The 15,332-nt window shown below is 46.3% G+C and carries 11 protein-coding genes; 4 read left to right on the forward strand and 7 right to left on the reverse strand.

The annotated features are described in order from the left end of the window. The first annotated feature begins 508 nt into the window (after nucleotides 1-508). The gene (locus QUA01_RS10290) at nucleotides 509-787 is read left to right on the forward strand and encodes a hypothetical protein (RefSeq protein WP_333090937.1); all 279 of its coding nucleotides are present in this window, start codon (nucleotides 509-511) and stop codon (nucleotides 785-787) included. A gap of 30 nt (nucleotides 788-817) precedes the next feature. On the opposite strand, the gene QUA01_RS10295 is transcribed toward QUA01_RS10290, so the two are convergent. Next, nucleotides 818-970, reverse strand: a complete 153-nt coding sequence (locus QUA01_RS10295) for a hypothetical protein (protein WP_333090935.1) — start codon at nucleotides 968-970, stop codon at nucleotides 818-820. A 1,382-nt stretch (nucleotides 971-2,352) separates the two neighbouring features. On the opposite strand from QUA01_RS10295, the gene QUA01_RS10300 reads away from it, so the two are divergent. Beyond that, entirely contained in the window at nucleotides 2,353-5,514 is a 3,162-nt protein-coding gene (locus QUA01_RS10300; RefSeq protein WP_333090933.1) for a beta strand repeat-containing protein, read from the forward strand. 305 nt (nucleotides 5,515-5,819) lie between these two features. On the opposite strand, the gene QUA01_RS10305 is transcribed toward QUA01_RS10300, so the two are convergent. The 5 genes from QUA01_RS10305 to QUA01_RS10325 form a co-directional block, all read right to left on the reverse strand. Then, on the reverse strand, nucleotides 5,820-8,132 hold the full coding sequence (locus QUA01_RS10305) for a polysaccharide biosynthesis tyrosine autokinase (RefSeq protein ID WP_333090932.1): 2,313 nt from the start codon (nucleotides 8,130-8,132) through the stop codon (nucleotides 5,820-5,822). Between the two features lie 412 nt (nucleotides 8,133-8,544). Next, on the reverse strand, nucleotides 8,545-10,062 hold the full coding sequence (locus QUA01_RS10310) for a polysaccharide biosynthesis/export family protein (RefSeq protein ID WP_333090931.1): 1,518 nt from the start codon (nucleotides 10,060-10,062) through the stop codon (nucleotides 8,545-8,547). Between the two features lie 318 nt (nucleotides 10,063-10,380). Further along, a complete protein-coding gene (locus QUA01_RS10315; protein ID WP_333090929.1) occupies nucleotides 10,381-11,091 on the reverse strand; it encodes a cyanoexosortase B system-associated protein in 711 nt (236 codons plus the stop codon). Then, a complete protein-coding gene (gene crtB / locus QUA01_RS10320) occupies nucleotides 11,091-11,966 on the reverse strand; it encodes a cyanoexosortase B (protein ID WP_333090960.1) in 876 nt (291 codons plus the stop codon). Before crtB ends, QUA01_RS10315 begins: the two co-directional genes overlap by 1 nt. Before the next feature lie 231 nt (nucleotides 11,967-12,197). Next, nucleotides 12,198-13,379, reverse strand: a complete 1,182-nt coding sequence (locus QUA01_RS10325) for a DegT/DnrJ/EryC1/StrS family aminotransferase (RefSeq protein ID WP_333090927.1) — start codon at nucleotides 13,377-13,379, stop codon at nucleotides 12,198-12,200. A 200-nt stretch (nucleotides 13,380-13,579) separates the two neighbouring features. Between QUA01_RS10325 and QUA01_RS10330 the strand changes: the two genes are divergently transcribed. Together QUA01_RS10330 and QUA01_RS10335 are read left to right on the forward strand one after the other, a co-directional pair. Then, nucleotides 13,580-14,617: an NADP(H)-dependent aldo-keto reductase gene (locus QUA01_RS10330; RefSeq protein ID WP_333090925.1), complete on the forward strand. Its 1,038-nt coding sequence runs from the start codon at nucleotides 13,580-13,582 to the stop codon at nucleotides 14,615-14,617. A 192-nt stretch (nucleotides 14,618-14,809) separates the two neighbouring features. Further along, nucleotides 14,810-15,007, forward strand: coding sequence for a hypothetical protein (locus QUA01_RS10335; protein WP_333090924.1), 198 nt, complete (start codon nucleotides 14,810-14,812; stop codon nucleotides 15,005-15,007). Here QUA01_RS10335 and QUA01_RS10340 read toward each other — a convergent pair. Next, nucleotides 14,994-15,203 carry a hypothetical protein gene (locus QUA01_RS10340; protein ID WP_333090922.1) on the reverse strand — a complete coding sequence of 70 codons (210 nt, stop codon included), beginning with the start codon at nucleotides 15,201-15,203 and terminating at the stop codon, nucleotides 14,994-14,996. The genes QUA01_RS10335 and QUA01_RS10340 overlap by 14 nt on opposite strands. Nucleotides 15,204-15,332 lie beyond the last annotated feature (129 nt).

Consider the following 15,332-nt stretch of genomic DNA (forward strand, 5'->3'; position numbering starts at 1 on the left):
CTCAAGCAAAAAACACCCTCTGTCCGTCATTTTAAGCTTGTAGGTTGCGATCGCAACCTTTGAACAGCGGTAATAGTTGCATAAGTCCTGTGTCCTTATTCTCGACTAGACTAGGGTTAATTAGACAGTAACTGAGATTTTTTTAGGGTCAATGGTTTCGATCTCCGCGTGTGCCAAGTTTCAAATCACTGACAGGGCGGGTAAAACTAGATACAGTTTGAGGGGTGACAGTGCCGATTGGTGCCTACAACCAAGTCAAATGCAGTACCGGTTTAGTGTTTGATGTTACAGCCCCCATCGCCCCACACCCCCGCAACGATGCACGGGAACCGGAAGCGGTGTTGCACCAACCCCTACTCCCCTTTGACTGGGGGATGCCAGGGAGATCGAGACTCGACGAAAAGCCCTGCCGATCAAGGTTTTAGCTGATTGGGGTTTTGATGTCCAATATCTGTACGCGCCGGGGGGCGGAGTTTCTCGGCAAGTTTTAGAGTCTATGGAGTAGCTTATGATGGATGACGACGATCGCAAAGATTCACGCCGGGCCTCGGCTCAATCTTTTTTTCAGTCCTTGGATGAATTGTTCGATTATATAGAAACTGCCAACACAGAAGCGGCGCAGCCTCAGTCTCCGCAGCCTCAAACTAAGTCTGCTCCTCAGCCTTCGAGTCCGCCGAAGAAGGCTAAATCTGCGAAAATTAATTTGTCTGATTTTGAAGATGCGATCGCGGATTTGGAACAGTTTGTGCAGCAAAAACGCCAGAAACGCCCGGAATCTAATCAATAGCGCTCAAAATTTTTAAGCAATCACATCCGATCAATGACGGATGATAGAAGCTGGCGGGCGATCGCCCCGATTGGATTTTGCCGTGCCGAGTGCGATCGGGCCAGCGGTTATACTGCGGTTAGTCTTTGTCTGTAAATTGTTGGGATAGGCGATCGAGTGCGGTGAATGTGGAGCGACTGACATAATTTATTGTTTGAGATAGTGAATTAGTAGCTGACAGCTATTAGCGATCGAATGTCCTACAACACATTCAACTATCTAACTGGTTATAAAAACAGACACAGATAGTGAAATTATTTCAAAGCATTTTTATCAGTAATATCATGTCCTGTCGATTACTATCACAAAAATGGTTCGATCTCGTGCGTCAGTCAGCGTCCGCAACATGAAAGCGTATGCAAGTCCGCACTACAAACGAATTTTACTATTGTTAGTTTGGCGACCGCGATATACTAGCATTAATAGCTCAATCGCTTAATTAATAAAATTTAAAATCTCCACTTCTGGATAACGGAGAATCGCTTTGATTTTTGATTTTTTAAAACTCAATGGAAGATAAATTATGCGTTAGGAAAGTAAGAATTCAGCAACGCCTCTTAAATCATTTCCTGTCGATTATCATCACAAAAACGGTTCGTAGTGCGGATACTGAAGCCCGCAAGCGCGATCGAATCTTATTGTTGTCAATCGACCGTAAACGATATTATTCCAAATCTGAGGAAATGTAGAAGCACTCTATTCGATTGTTACTTCACTATCTCAAATTCTGGGCTGTTCGTTTATATCAATTCCGGTTGCACTCCTCATGATGTTGACTGTTGACTGTTGACTGTTGACGGTGAATCGAACAACTGAAAATTGCACCGAGATAGGTGGTGACTTGTAAAAATCATTCATGAATTGCCCTCTAATTTATCACCTGACGATGCAGCCGGAAACGATATTACCTGCTTAATTCATCCCTCTACTCTGCAACGGCTCAAAGCTTTAGGGTGCAAGAAAAACAGCCCTGCTAGCGTGCAACTGCACCTTCACATATCAATACGCTTGGATTAAGTAGACAAAAGCGGTTGAAAGCGCGTCTGTACAAGCTTGGAGCCGAGGAGTCCGGGATGAATACCGGGCAGTTAAAATTAGGTTATTTTCTTCAGTCGCCTCCGCCGGACATCGTTTGTGCAAAGCTGGTTTCAACCGCCACCTACACCTGCACCGCATTGCTTCACATATTTTGATAATTCTTATAGGTAAATTTACGGATTTCGACAATTATTTAAGCTCTCCTGTACGGATGTAAAAAAACGCTTGTTACAGAAATGAAAAAATTAAAACTTACGTATCGATCGCCAAAAAGGGAGTTTTTACGAAAATACCCGTTGTTATCGGCAAATAAGGTAAAAAACGCGGTTTTTGTGTCTGAGTGCGTCTAGGAATAAAAAAAATATCGGAAAAATTTTCCGGATCGAAGTTATTGAGGATGAAATGTTTCTTATCGTGACAGAGAACTATAGCCCAACGCTGAAAGTTTCAGTCACTTCCAATCCTTAATTACTACCAAAAGAAAAGCTATGCCTACTTCTTTCAATGGTTCTTTGGGTCAAAGCACTAATTTCACCAGCGTCAATGACCTAATCACAAAATGGCCTACTGCTGCCCAGAATCAAGGCATTAAACTGTCTGGGGTAGCTTTTGATGGCGTCGAAACAGATTACCTCAATCCTCAAGCGATCGCCAATCTCACTTTACCAACGAATGAAAACCCTAAAAGTTGGTTGAGTTACGGCAGCACCCCTGGTATTGGTGTGCCATCCTCTTATAATGGTTGGTTCACCGATCCTAATAAAAATCGGGCGGAAATTAATTACGATCCGAACACCAGTCAATCTCAGGTACTGAAGCTGAAATGGGCAGAAGACCAAAATATTAATAGCGCGACGATCGACCTCAGCGCATTGAGTCCCAAAACTAACCCCGGACTCGGCGATCAAGGTAATGAAGTTGGTTTGCTGCAAATCTTTAATAATGGGACTCTCGTACCGGCCAGCAATTTTACGATTACTCGTCTAAACTCTCCCGCAGTCGTAAAACCCATTACTGTGGGTTCAGATGGAGTGACATTCACGGGCGATCGCACCGATGGCAATTTCAAATTCAAAATAGAAGCAAACCCTCTGAGCAACATTAGTTTTGACGAACTGCGGTTCTCAGCCAAAGCCTACGATACCCCCACCGCTGCCTACACCGCCACCTCTTTCAAAGACGATAGTTCCGACTACCTGCTGCGGAACATTGAATATCAAGGGACTCAAGATCCGGTTAGCCTTCAGTTTAGCGCCCCAACCTTCAGCGTCAACGAAGATGGAACGCCCGTTGCAGCCGTGACAGTCACTCGCACAGGTAGCAGCGCCGGCACCGCCTCAGCTACCGTGAACCTCACCAATGGTACTGCTACAGCCCCTGCTGATTACGCCAATACTGCCATCCCTGTCAATTTTGCCGCAGGGGATTCTACACCCAAGACGATCGTCGTTCCTATTGTCGATGACGCTTTGGTGGAAGGTAACGAAAGCGTCAACTTAAGCTTGACCAATCCCACCGGCACCAGCCGTGTCAGCTTGGGAACGCAAAGTGCCGCGACTTTGAACATTGTAGACAATGACGCTGCTGTCCCTGTCGGCACCCTGCAATTTAGCGCTCCAACCTTCAGCGTCAACGAAGATGGAACGCCCGTTGCAGCCGTGACAGTCACTCGCACAGGTAGCAGCACCGCTGCCGCCTCAGCTACCGTGAACCTCACCAATGGTACTGCTACAGCCCCTGCTGATTACGCCAATACTGCCATCCCTGTCAATTTTGCCGCTGGGGATTCTACACCCAAGACGATCGTCGTTCCTATTGTCGATGACGCTTTGGTGGAAGGTAACGAAACCGTCAACTTAAGCTTGACCAATCCGACAGGTGCCACGCTTGGAACGCAAAGTACCGCCACTTTGAACATCGTAGACAATGACGCTGCTGTCCCGACCAGCACCCTGCAATTTAGCGCCCCCACCTTCAGAATCAGAGAAGATGGAACCGCCGTTTCAGCTGTAACAGTCACTCGTACTGGCAGTAGTGTGGCTGCTGTCTCAGCGACGGTGAGCTTGGCTGATGGTACTGCTACAGCCCCTGCTGACTACGCCAATAGTCCGATCGTTGTCAATTTTGCCGCTGGCGATTCTACACCCAAAACGATCGATATTCCGATCGTCAACGATACTTTGTTCGAGGGTAACGAAACTGTCAATTTAAGTTTGATTAACCCGACAGGTAATGCCACGATTGGAACCCAAAGTACCGCCGTTACGACCATCGTAGACAATGACAGCACCCTGCAATTTAGTTCCCCTACCTTTAGTGTCAACGAAGATGGAACGCCGATCGCAGCCGTGACAGTCACTCGCACTGGTGTAACCTCTGGTACAGTCTCAGCCACCGTCAGCTTAACCGATGGTACTGCTACAGCCCCTGCTGACTACAATGCTAATGCGATCGTTGTTAATTTTGCCCCTGGCGATTCTGCACCCAAGACGGTCAATATTCCGATCATCAACGATACTTTGTTGGAGAGTAACGAAACTGTCAATTTAAGTTTGGGCAGCCCGACAGGGAATGCCTCGATTGGAACCCAAAGTAGCGCCACTTTGGACATCATAGACAATGACAGCACCCTGCAATTTAGTGCTCCTACCTTCAGGATCAGAGAAAATGGAACGGCCGTTGCAGCCGTGACAGTCACTCGCACTGGCAGTAGTACCGGTGCAGTTTCAGCTACCGTGAACCTCAGTAATGGTACTGCTGTTGCCCCTGCTGACTACGACAATACTGCCATCCCTGTCAATTTTGCCGCTGGGGATTCTGCACCCAAGATAGTCAATATTCCCATTATCGATGACACTTTGGTGGAGGGTAACGAAACTATCAATTTAAGTTTGGTTAACCCGACCGGCAATGCCACGATTGGAACCCAAGGTACCGCCGTTACGACGATCGTAGACAATGACAGCACCCTGCAATTCAGCGCCCCGTTCTTCAGTGTCAACGAAAATGGAACGCCTGTTTCAGCAGTGACAGTCACTCGTACTGGTAGTGCTGTCGGTGCAGTCTCAGCGACGGTGAGCTTGTCCGATGGTACTGCTACAGCCGGCCTTGATTACACTAATGGTTTGATCGCTGTCAATTTTGGCAATGGGGATTTAGTACCCAAAACCATCACCATTCCCATTTTCGATGACACTTTATTTGAGGGTGACGAAACTCTCGGTTTAACTTTGGTTAGCCCTATAGGCGCCACAATTGGAAACCAAAGCAGCACGGTTTTGAGCATCATAGACAATGATACTGCACCTGCTCCTGCTCCTGCTCCGATCGCTGGTACCTTAACTGCATCTAGCCTTGTCTTCGACGATCCAATTACTAACTTTGCTGCGGCTAATGCGAACAACCAAGTTAGCAATGGCGGGCAAAATGCGATTCCCTTGCAGGGCAGTACCGATATTCAGAACGGGGATTGGATGAGCAATTTCACCAACTCTTTGGGCCGAATGGCGATGGCAAGCCCAGGAACTTCCTCTGACGTCGGGATTAATTCCACTAACTCGATCGGCAATTTCGGTACCACAGATAATTGGTTGAATTTACCCAAAGAGCCGATTATGGGCAGCAGTGCCCCGAATCTATTGCTGGCTTAGATGGTAGTTTGGTCGCCTTTAACCAATTTGCTCAGTGCGTTTTTTGACTAGCGATTTGCGTTACTAAGTCTTAAACATTGGTGATAACTTTTAAACTTGTCACCAATGTCAAGTGGGAGAGGCAGACAGATTTAAATGCTGCCTCATCCTCGCTTGATAATGATATTTGGAGTTGAGACTAAACAACTCTTGTATGAATTTTTGATTTACAGGAAAACCGCTGATGAACGTTGCTGAACGCAGATAATTTGAAAATAGTTGATGAATGAATGAATGCAATTGCTCGTCCAATCAAGCCCCGTAAATTAGTTAAATTTATTATGAATAACTTTGTTTTTGGGCTTAGACTGGTGCGGTAATTGCCTCGATCGCACTTCAATAGCTCGATCGCCCGCATCACTCAAAGGCCACTCCAACTCATCAATATCGTTATCATTGCGGAACTTCTTCACCCGAATATCAGCACCGTTGATAATCGCCCCCAACAGCCGTGGCCCAGATTTATGCGAATCCTCGTCGTCAAATTCCATCAACTGATCCGCAGCTTCAGACAACATACTAGCCAGAGTATAACCAGCCCGCGCCACCAAAATTATACCGTCCGTGTACGGTTCCAGCGTCAACGCATCATTGCACTCGCTCAACGCCGGAGAATCCACAACCACAAAATCAAAGCGATTGCGAACATCCTCGAACAATCTCCGCATTTCACTCGATTCGAGTACCGCCGAAGCCTGCCGCAAATAGCCCGGACTCGGCACAACATACAGGTTTTCCACATCTGGAACCAAATGGACGCACTCGCTCATATTGGCGTAATAGTGCAAAGGTTCCACCGCCGCTAGAGGATCAGTAGCGATTCTCAAAGATTCTACCTTGGAAGCCGATCGCAAATCTGCTTCAATTAATAAAGTCCGTTTGCCCGATCGAGCCGAGGCAATTGCCAAATTGTAAGCACTAAAACTCTTTCCCTCCAAAGGAGCTGCAGAAGTCAGCAACACTACCTTCACCGGACTTTCGCCAATTCGACGCAAATTAGTCCGCAACCGCTCGTAAAACTCCAAATAGGGCGAATTGGGTTCCAAAGCCAGAGGCATATCATCCTCGTAGGACTCAAACACGATCGCTTCAGGCAAAACTGCCAGTACCGGCACCTCTTTTTCCACCAAAGCCGCCCGCACTTCTTCCCAACTGTAAAACTTGCCGTTGAGCATCCCCAACAAAAATATCAACCCACCGCCCAGCAGCAATCCTACAAATCCCCCCACCGCCAACATCACCAGTAAACCTCTCTTGTTTGAGTCAACATCATCAGTTTTGGGAAGCTGGGCGATTCTCAAACTCCCCGTTGTCTCCGCTACCGCCGCTTGAGCGTCTACCAAAGCTGACTGCATCTTGTCATAGAGAGCTTTTTTGAACCCCACTTGCTGGATCAGCCGCGCTTGTTCTAACTGCTTGTTGGGAATTGTGGCGTGTTCTAAGCGCAATAGTTGTTCAGTTTTTTCGACTCCTTTGATTTGCTGTTGCACCATTTCCCGCTGGGTTTGCAAAGTAATCAAATTTTGAGCTAACTGTTGTCTGGCGGGATCTAAAGAAGAGTCTATCCGAATGCGATCGGTACTTCTGAGCGGTGCCGCCACCCCGTTACCGCCGAGCACCTCAGATTGTCGCTGCTGCAACTGTTCGTCAAAAGCTTGTTTTTGTTTGAGCAATTCTACAATTTTCGGGTGTTCTTCCTGCAAGTCGCTACGGAGAATTTTGAGCTGAGATTCGATCGAGAATAGTTGCACTCGCAGTTGTGCAATAATTGGATCTGCAGAAAGTGCTTGGGCGACGTAAGCTTGCTCCACATTCAATCCCAAGCGATCCTGCAAGCTATTAATTTGAGCTTCAATTCCTCCCAACTGCACGCGGAGTTGCCGCTGCAGCTGTTGGCTGCCGGTAATCGCTTGCGGCAGCGTACCGTTCTGAGCTGCTAAAATTGAAGTCCCTTCTCGTTTTTCGTAGGCTTCTAGTTTTGCTTCCGTCTCTCTGAGTTCCTGAGTTACTTTCGGCAAGCGTTCTTGAATTTGGGCGATCGTTTCTCGCAATCTAGAAGTATTAATATCTTGGCTGCGCTCCACCATTGCGTTCATCAGCACCTCCAGTACCTCTTCTGCTGTTGTGCGATCGGCATTTTTGTACAATATTTGAATCAAAGCGCTGGGGTCATTATTCTTAATCGGCATCTTGATCTGCACCTTGTCTGCCAGCTTTTTAGTCAAAACTTGTACTTTTTTTTCCGTTTCTTTTGGATTGACTATTGCTGCTACTTTTGTGTTTGGTTTTTTTTGGGCTTTGATGAGTTTTTCTGCTGCTGGTTTAATCACATTTTCTTGATCCAGCAGCATATCTTTAGTTATTTCTTGTCCTTCCTGTTGAATTTTAGTAGTAGTCGATGAAAAAATCACGCTCGGCCTGCGGTATGCCAGCGTACCGGAAGCAACGTAAACCGGCGCGGGAGTTGGCGGCAAAGCCACTACTCCCGACACGCCCACAGTCGTCACCAGAGTAGCCAGTCCCACCCACTTGTATTGGTCGAAAGCAATTAAATAACGTTTTACAACGGATAAAGTCATAATGATTGTTGACTGTTGACTGTTGACTGTTGACTGTTGACTGTTGACTGTTGACTGTTAACTGTTGACTGTTAGAAATTAAAATTTAATAACTTAAGCGATTGTTCGTTACTTTCGCTCTGCCTGGTAATGCTTCTGGGGCGAGGAAGAGCCTCCTTTGAGGAAGGCAACTTACAGGAGATAGGACTGTAGGAGATGTTTCAGTTATTAAGTTTTCGATCCTAACTGCTGATTGTTGACTGTTAACTGTTAAGTGCTGACTGTTAACTGTTAACTGTTTATTTTGAGGAAATCATAACTAATAACTAATAACCATCACTAATATAGCGGTTCTCACAAAAGTGAGGTATGCCCAATGCCCAATCAATGCCCAATGCCCAATGCCCAATGCCCAATGCCCAATGCCCAATGACTACCTATTATTAGGTGATGGGCCGAATAGATTTGTTACCCCATTTCTTAACTGATCGAAGAACAGAATAAAACCCAAAATATCGCGGAACGGTCGAGTAAAAGTATTGATTACATAACCAAGGCGCTCTACCAGATTCCTACCGATTACGATCACATCATTATCTTCGAGCATCGGGTTCTCAGAAACATTGCCCTCCAAAGCAGCTTTAGCATCTATCTTGCGGTTGATAGCTCTACCTTGTTTTTGGTCGAACCGAATCAAGGCCATTTTCCGCAAGTCAGCTAGATTTACAGGTAAGTTGTTGATAGCATCCAAAAACTTGCTGCCATTTTCTAGGTAGAACGAAGTCAAACTACCACTAGCGTAACTCAAAACTCGAACGTAGATCCTGGGCTTAATCAAGGTAGACCGCGCCACCAGAGCTTTGTCGTAGTCTAGGTTTTTGGTACTAGCGTCCAGTTCCGGGATGACAATTACATCTCCCGAGGCTAAAGGAAAATCGAACAAATCCTGAGCGTTGGCTAGGGGAGTGTAGAGGTCGATGGGTTCATCCACTGAGGAGCCGTCCACCAGCGTCCGCCGCACTCGCACCTCGCGCAAATCGGCTTTTCCCGTGACTCCCCCCGCAATCACCAAAGCAGCGGAAATTCGACCGGAACCAGCCGGAAGCGTGTAAAAACCAGGTTTGCTGACTTCTCCGGTGACGGTGATTTGGACGGGAAGGGCGGCAGCGGCTAGGCTGTACCTGGATACTAAATCTCGATCGGACTTGCGATCGGCTGTAATCTGTTTATACGGTACGACGATCGCATCTCCATCTTCCAAACGCAAATCTGGCGGAGCAATACCAGTTTGCAGCGGTGTCAAAATATCAACAACTTGCTCCGCCACTTCCCCCCCCGGCAGAGTCCGCCGCACCCGCACCGCCCGCAGTTCGGCCGTAGGATTAGTCCCCGCAGCAGCCGCCAAAGCCGCCGGAAGTTGCGGGGTTTGCAGCGGATAAAAACCAGGTCTCGCCACTTCCCCCGTCACCGTCACCACTACCGGGCGCTGAACCAGCAAAGCACTCGATACTTGAGGATTTTTGATAAATTGGGCAAAGCGCTCGCGGAGTCGCTGCTGTGATTCTTCGACAGTCAAACCGCGCAAATTTACTGATCCAATCAGTGGCAGTACAATTATCCCTTCAGGGCTGATAGCACCTGTAAAATTCAGCTCTGGGAAGCGCTGAACTTGAACCGAAATCTGGTCTCCAGGGCCTAGGCGGTAAGGCCGATTCCGAAAAGCTGGGTTAATTTGCCGGTTGAAGTTGGCTGGCGGCGGCGGTACGCGCAGTGGTGGCGGCGGCACCAACTGTTCTGCACTAGGAACAACGGATTGAGCTAAAGCCGTTTCGGGAAAAATTTTGCCGTTAAAGCCCCAGAATACAGCAGCAAAAGATAGAGTCCAAGCTGTTGAGTGCAGACCAGCCAAGGAAAAAGCAACGCGATTTTTAATTGTAAATTTTTCCCGCATTTTTATTGGCAGATAAAATCTCGTATTATTTGGAATAATATCCTGTCCGGTCGATCTAAAATTAGTTCGTAGTGCGGTTTAGTCCGCAATCCGGTCGCTGACACTGACTGACGCACGCGCGATCCTACTGTTTTTGTTATGGTAAGCGATCGGAGATGATATAATTAGTTGTTTTTTTAAATTTCATTTTGGTTTGGCAAATCTCAACTAAATTTTTTTTTCTTGATACCAAATCAATTGAAATTGCTTGATTCTTCTAGCCCGCAGAGGCGGTGTTTGTTTGTATAAAAGCGATTTCAATCGCACTCTTGATTAAACTCAGAAAGTTTCTGCCATTAATTGAGCTTGAACAGTTTGACTCAGAGATTCCAGCAGCGGTTCAACTATCTTAATCTCGCTTTGCGCTTCAATGGGAAGGATGATACTGACAGCAACCCAAGAGGCGCGGCGGTTCGACAGTCTCGCCATACTGTCTTCCCAAAACCAGCGGCTGGTTGCTGGAGAACCTCCGTTAGGCCAAGCGTACCACTGCACGACCGCAAAAGTTTGTTGGGGAGTCCAACTTCGGAAAAACCGAGCCTCGATGGTAGATGGCGGCTTGTCGGGTGTTGTCGCTAATTTAACTTTAAACCTCAAAGTGCGATGAGAGTCTGTTTGCCATCGGTGAAATCCATCGATATCTAGCCATTCTACTTGGGGCTGGTTTTTGGGGTCGTTTTGAGGCAACAGCAATAAAATAGCTATTGTTTGATGATTTTTAATTTCTTGAACTAACCACCTGTGACCGCCAATTACGACGTTATTCTGGAGGCGGGTCTCTTTCCAGCCGGGAAGTGTCATCCCGTTTTGGCGCAAACTTTTTAATTGCTTGAGGTTTGCAAGAATTGGTTGGTTTGTCCAAGGCCAATTTCCCGTCGCGTAGCCGGGAATTGCTACCGCCCCAACCAATATCAACAAAAATACCAGTACCACAATTTTTGATAATTGGTAACGCTGCAGTAGTTTCTCTGCTGAAATTATTTGTTTCATCAATTGCCATACTGGTTTGGGGAATACTTTTCCATGCCGTTGAGGAGAAGTACCAATAAACCTAGTATACAAGCAGAGTACAAGTCTCCGCCCCATCCGGCGTGCAGCCAATTAAAAAGCGTCTCTCTCTCGGTTCCGTGAAAGTAAGTTAGCAATGTGTTGCGGAGAATGTTGGAAGTGATGCTAATGATAGATGTAGCTACTAAAAACAAAAGGCTTTTTTTGTAGGAACTCCAAACTCCCGTCCAATCTAGCAGAATTAAGCTGACGTAAAGACTGGTAAACAGCATTTTTAAGCCGGCACAGTGGGGCGCAACTTCTACAATGCGATTGTTGACGTAGAGATAAATTTCTTCTACTCTGACGTTGAGACCTACTTTAATTAAGATTAAACCTGATGCCTCAGCAATGAAGTGTTGCAGGGGCAATGCGTAGGGTTCTATGAGGTAAGGAATGTGGTTTGGTGATGCCAGAAATACGAATAAAAGTGGCATTCCCTGCAATTTTAAGCCGGGGATTCCTTTTAAGCACAGGCAAATCCCGGCCAGCATTAATGGGAGTGATAAATTCACTAAATCGCTTAAGCGACTCAGATAAAAAAGTGTCGCTAGTACCAGCAAAAAGCTTCCTAAAGGATGCGGGGTGTTGGGCAAGCGCAGCCAGCATTTTCGGTTCGTCCAAGCAATATAAGCTGCGTAGGGCAAACCAATTATTCCGTGGCTGAAATATTCGTGTTCGATGTTGATGTTTTTGTTGAACCAACCGTCGTACCAGTGTACTAACAGGGGGGCGTACAGCAGCACTAGGAGGATCGCGATTTCTTCGCCCAAAAGGTATCGCTTGAAAATAATCTGAATTCTGCGCTGGATGTGCATAATTTGAGAGGGTTTGATATGGCCGCGCTGGGTTGGCAATGAGAAAGCGGTTGGCAAGTGTGAGTTAAATATTTGTTAATTTTTGACATCGAACACTAATATAGCTTTTCTCCAAAAGGTACGGATTTTTGATATTGGTTGGTACCGGATGTGAGTTGATTTTGAACTTGAATGCTTTGATAACTGCAGTCTACTGGTGTAAACACTTTTAGCATAACTTGATATTAACAATTAGCAATTCAACGATCGCCCGATCGCCCGAACAACTTGCTCGATCTGAGTATTGCTCAATCCGGGATACATTGGCAATGATAAAATTTGTTGGCACAGGGTTTCTGCGTGGGGGAAGTCGCCCGGATTGCCTAAGTTTTGGTAGGCTGGTTGCAGGTGGCAGGGTACGGGATAGTGTATACCTGTTTGAATGCCGTGTTGGGCGAGTTTTTCCTGAAGGGTGTTGCGGTCGATCCTCTTCGTTGGCGCAGCCCCCGTAGGGGCGGGCTTCGCTAACGAGCTTTCCTCAGTAATTTGGATAACATAGAGGTGATAAATGTGACCGCTGCTGCTGTGGTTGGCGATGGGTACAATGCCTTTGTGTTTCAGGGGTTCTAGTAGAGTATTGTAGTGTTGGGCGGCGGCGGTGCGATCGCGATTCCATTTTTCTAAATAAGGCAATTTCACATTGAGCACGGCGGCTTGTAAATTGTCGAGGCGGCTGTTGCTGCCAATTTCTGTGTGCAAATATTTGCTTGGTGCTCCGTAATTGCGGAGAGATCGCATTTTTTCCGAGATTTCTGCATCGTTAGTAATTAACATCCCGCCGTCGCCAAAACAGCCGAGGTTTTTGCTGGGATAAAAGCTGAATGCTGCTGCTTTCCCAAAGGAACCTGCACGGTATCCTTCTCTTTCGGCTAAATGCGCTTGGGCGGCATCTTCAAAAATTATTAAGTTGTGGCGGTTGGCAAAATCTAAAAGCTGACTGGGCGATACCATCTGACCGTAGAGATGTACGGGGATAATTGCTTTAGTTTTTGAGGTAATCGCTGTTTCGGCTGCTGTGAGGTCAATTAGGGCGGTTTCCGGATCACAATCTACCAGGATAGGTATTGCTTTGGCTTGGAGGACGGCGATTGCGGTGGCGATAAATGTGTTGGCGGGTATGAGAATTTCGTCGCCCGCATTAATGCCGCAAGCTTGGAGTCCCAGAGCGATCGCATCTGTTCCGCAAGCCACTCCTACGCCGTATTTTACTCCAGAAGCTGCTGCAAATGCTGTTTCAAATTCGGCCAGTGCTTGGCCTAAAATAAAATCTCCTTGCTCGATAATTTTTCCAATTGTTTCTGTTATTTGAGATTGGATTGGTTGGTGTTGCAGGGAGAGGTTGACAAATGGAACTTTTGGCGGGCGACTACTCATACATCAGAGGAATACTAATTATTTATATTAACATTTAAGTGCGGAGATTTTTTTAAGATTTTTAACCGCAGAGGGCGCAGAGAACGCAGAGGAAAAGAGGAAGAGAGGAGAAAGCCGATCGCAGTTTTTGGGAGTTGTCAATTAAATCAAGGTTTTTCGGTAATATAGAATGAGATAATTTTGCAGCAATCGAAATAATCATGGAATACAAAAAACTCGGCAACAGCGATTTATCAGTATCTGAAATTTGTTTGGGTACGATGACTTACGGCCAGCAGAACACCGTTACAGAAGCAGCGCAACAGCTCGATTTGGCAATTTCCAAAGGAATCAACTTTATCGATACGGCCGAAATGTATCCGGTGCCGGGAAAACCGGAAACTCAGGGAAAAACCGAGGAATATATCGGGGAATGGTTGGCGAAACAGCAGCGGGATAAGCTTATTATAGCGACGAAAGTGGCGGGCAGAAGCACTCGGTTAAAGTGGATTCGGGAAGGGAAAAATCAGATCGATCGCCCAAATGTCGAAAAAGCCCTGAATGACAGCCTGAAGCGCTTGCAAACTGACTACATCGACCTCTATCAGATCCACTGGCCCGATCGCTACGTGCCGCTATTTGGCGCGCCAGATTACGATATTACTCAAGAACACGAAACTGTACCAATTTTGGAACAGTTAGAGGTGTTTGCTGACTTGATTAAAGCTGGCAAAATCCGCTATTTGGGTTTGAGCAATGAAACGCCTTGGGGAGTTTGCGAGTTTTGCGAATGGGCCGAAAAACACGGTTTGCCGAAAGTTGTTTCGATTCAGAATGCTTTTAGTTTGAGCAATCGGACTTTTCACATGAATTTGGCAGAAACTTGCCGTTTTAAGAATGTGGGATTGATGGCTTACAGTCCTTTGGGATTTGGAATTTTGACGGGTAAATACTTAAATGGAATACCGGAAAATTCTCGACTGGCTTTGTTTGCTGGATTCGGTCAGCGTTACGATAAAACTAATCTGAATGATGCGGTGAAAGCGTATATTGAGATTGCGCGCAAACACGGTTTGACTCCGGCGCAGATGGCTTTGGCTTATGTGCGATCGCGCTGGTTTGTCACGAGTACAATTATCGGTGCAACAAGTCTCGAACAGTTGAAGGAAAATCTCGGTAGTTTGGATGTGAATTTGGATAAGGAGATTGTTTCGGAAATCGATGCGGTGCACGCTAAGTACCCGAATCCGACACCGTAATATCTCTCGGCGGTTGAAACCGCTTCTACACAAACAAAGTCCGCCTTCGCGGACTAAGAGATAGAGGGTAAATTTAACCCGGATTTGATATTAGTAGGTTGGGTTGAGGTAACGAACCCTACGTTTCACTTCGCCCAACTTACCATTGGCTAGGAAAAGCATTTTTAATTCGATCGCACTCAAGTATTAGATGTGCTGAGAGGTTTTCTTCAGGAAGTGATGCAGCTAGCCGTATATAAAGGTTACATCACGCTGGAAGAGAAGGAGGAATTGAGTCGTCCGGGTTTGGCTAGCAGTACGGATGCTGTGGTGTTGAGTAAGTCGTTGGTTTTGGTGGTGTTTTGGGCGATCGACCTTTTTGTGGTTAATGAATATTTTAACCTTGTTTAAAATCTAATCCCAGCGCTGGGATTAGGCGATCGCATTTTTTGTTGTCAATGAATATTTTAACCGCAGATGATGTACGGGCGAGACGCCAGTACCACAAATCATGTACGGGCGAGACGCCAGTACCACAATGAAAGAGGATGTTTTGGGCGATGGGTTCGGTTAAACTCACTGCATCGAATAACTGAAATTTGCTCATTGCTGTCTCCCAAATCGCTTGTTGACTTGGATAGTGTCGATCGTTAGGGGCGATCGTAAATAAAACTCACTTTTTTTAGTATTTAAAATATTAATCCTATTTTATTTAAAATATTAATCCTATTTTAGT

Origin of the sequence: Microcoleus sp. S36a_B3, from assembly GCF_036700745.1 — a bacterium.
Taxonomy (GTDB): Bacteria; Cyanobacteriota; Cyanobacteriia; order Cyanobacteriales; family Microcoleaceae; genus Microcoleus.

Coding starts and splice junctions, on each gene's coding strand:
- QUA01_RS10290 (WP_333090937.1), top strand. CDS start 509: ATGATGGATGACGACGATCGCAAAGATTCACGCCGGGCCTCGGCTCAA.
- QUA01_RS10295 (WP_333090935.1), bottom strand. CDS start 970: ATGTCAGTCGCTCCACATTCACCGCACTCGATCGCCTATCCCAACAAT.
- QUA01_RS10300 (WP_333090933.1), top strand. CDS start 2,353: ATGCCTACTTCTTTCAATGGTTCTTTGGGTCAAAGCACTAATTTCACC.
- QUA01_RS10305 (WP_333090932.1), bottom strand. CDS start 8,132: ATGACTTTATCCGTTGTAAAACGTTATTTAATTGCTTTCGACCAATAC.
- QUA01_RS10310 (WP_333090931.1), bottom strand. CDS start 10,062: ATGCGGGAAAAATTTACAATTAAAAATCGCGTTGCTTTTTCCTTGGCT.
- QUA01_RS10315 (WP_333090929.1), bottom strand. CDS start 11,091: ATGAAACAAATAATTTCAGCAGAGAAACTACTGCAGCGTTACCAATTA.
- crtB (WP_333090960.1), bottom strand. CDS start 11,966: ATGCACATCCAGCGCAGAATTCAGATTATTTTCAAGCGATACCTTTTG.
- QUA01_RS10325 (WP_333090927.1), bottom strand. CDS start 13,379: ATGAGTAGTCGCCCGCCAAAAGTTCCATTTGTCAACCTCTCCCTGCAA.
- QUA01_RS10330 (WP_333090925.1), top strand. CDS start 13,580: ATGGAATACAAAAAACTCGGCAACAGCGATTTATCAGTATCTGAAATT.
- QUA01_RS10340 (WP_333090922.1), bottom strand. CDS start 15,203: ATGAGCAAATTTCAGTTATTCGATGCAGTGAGTTTAACCGAACCCATC.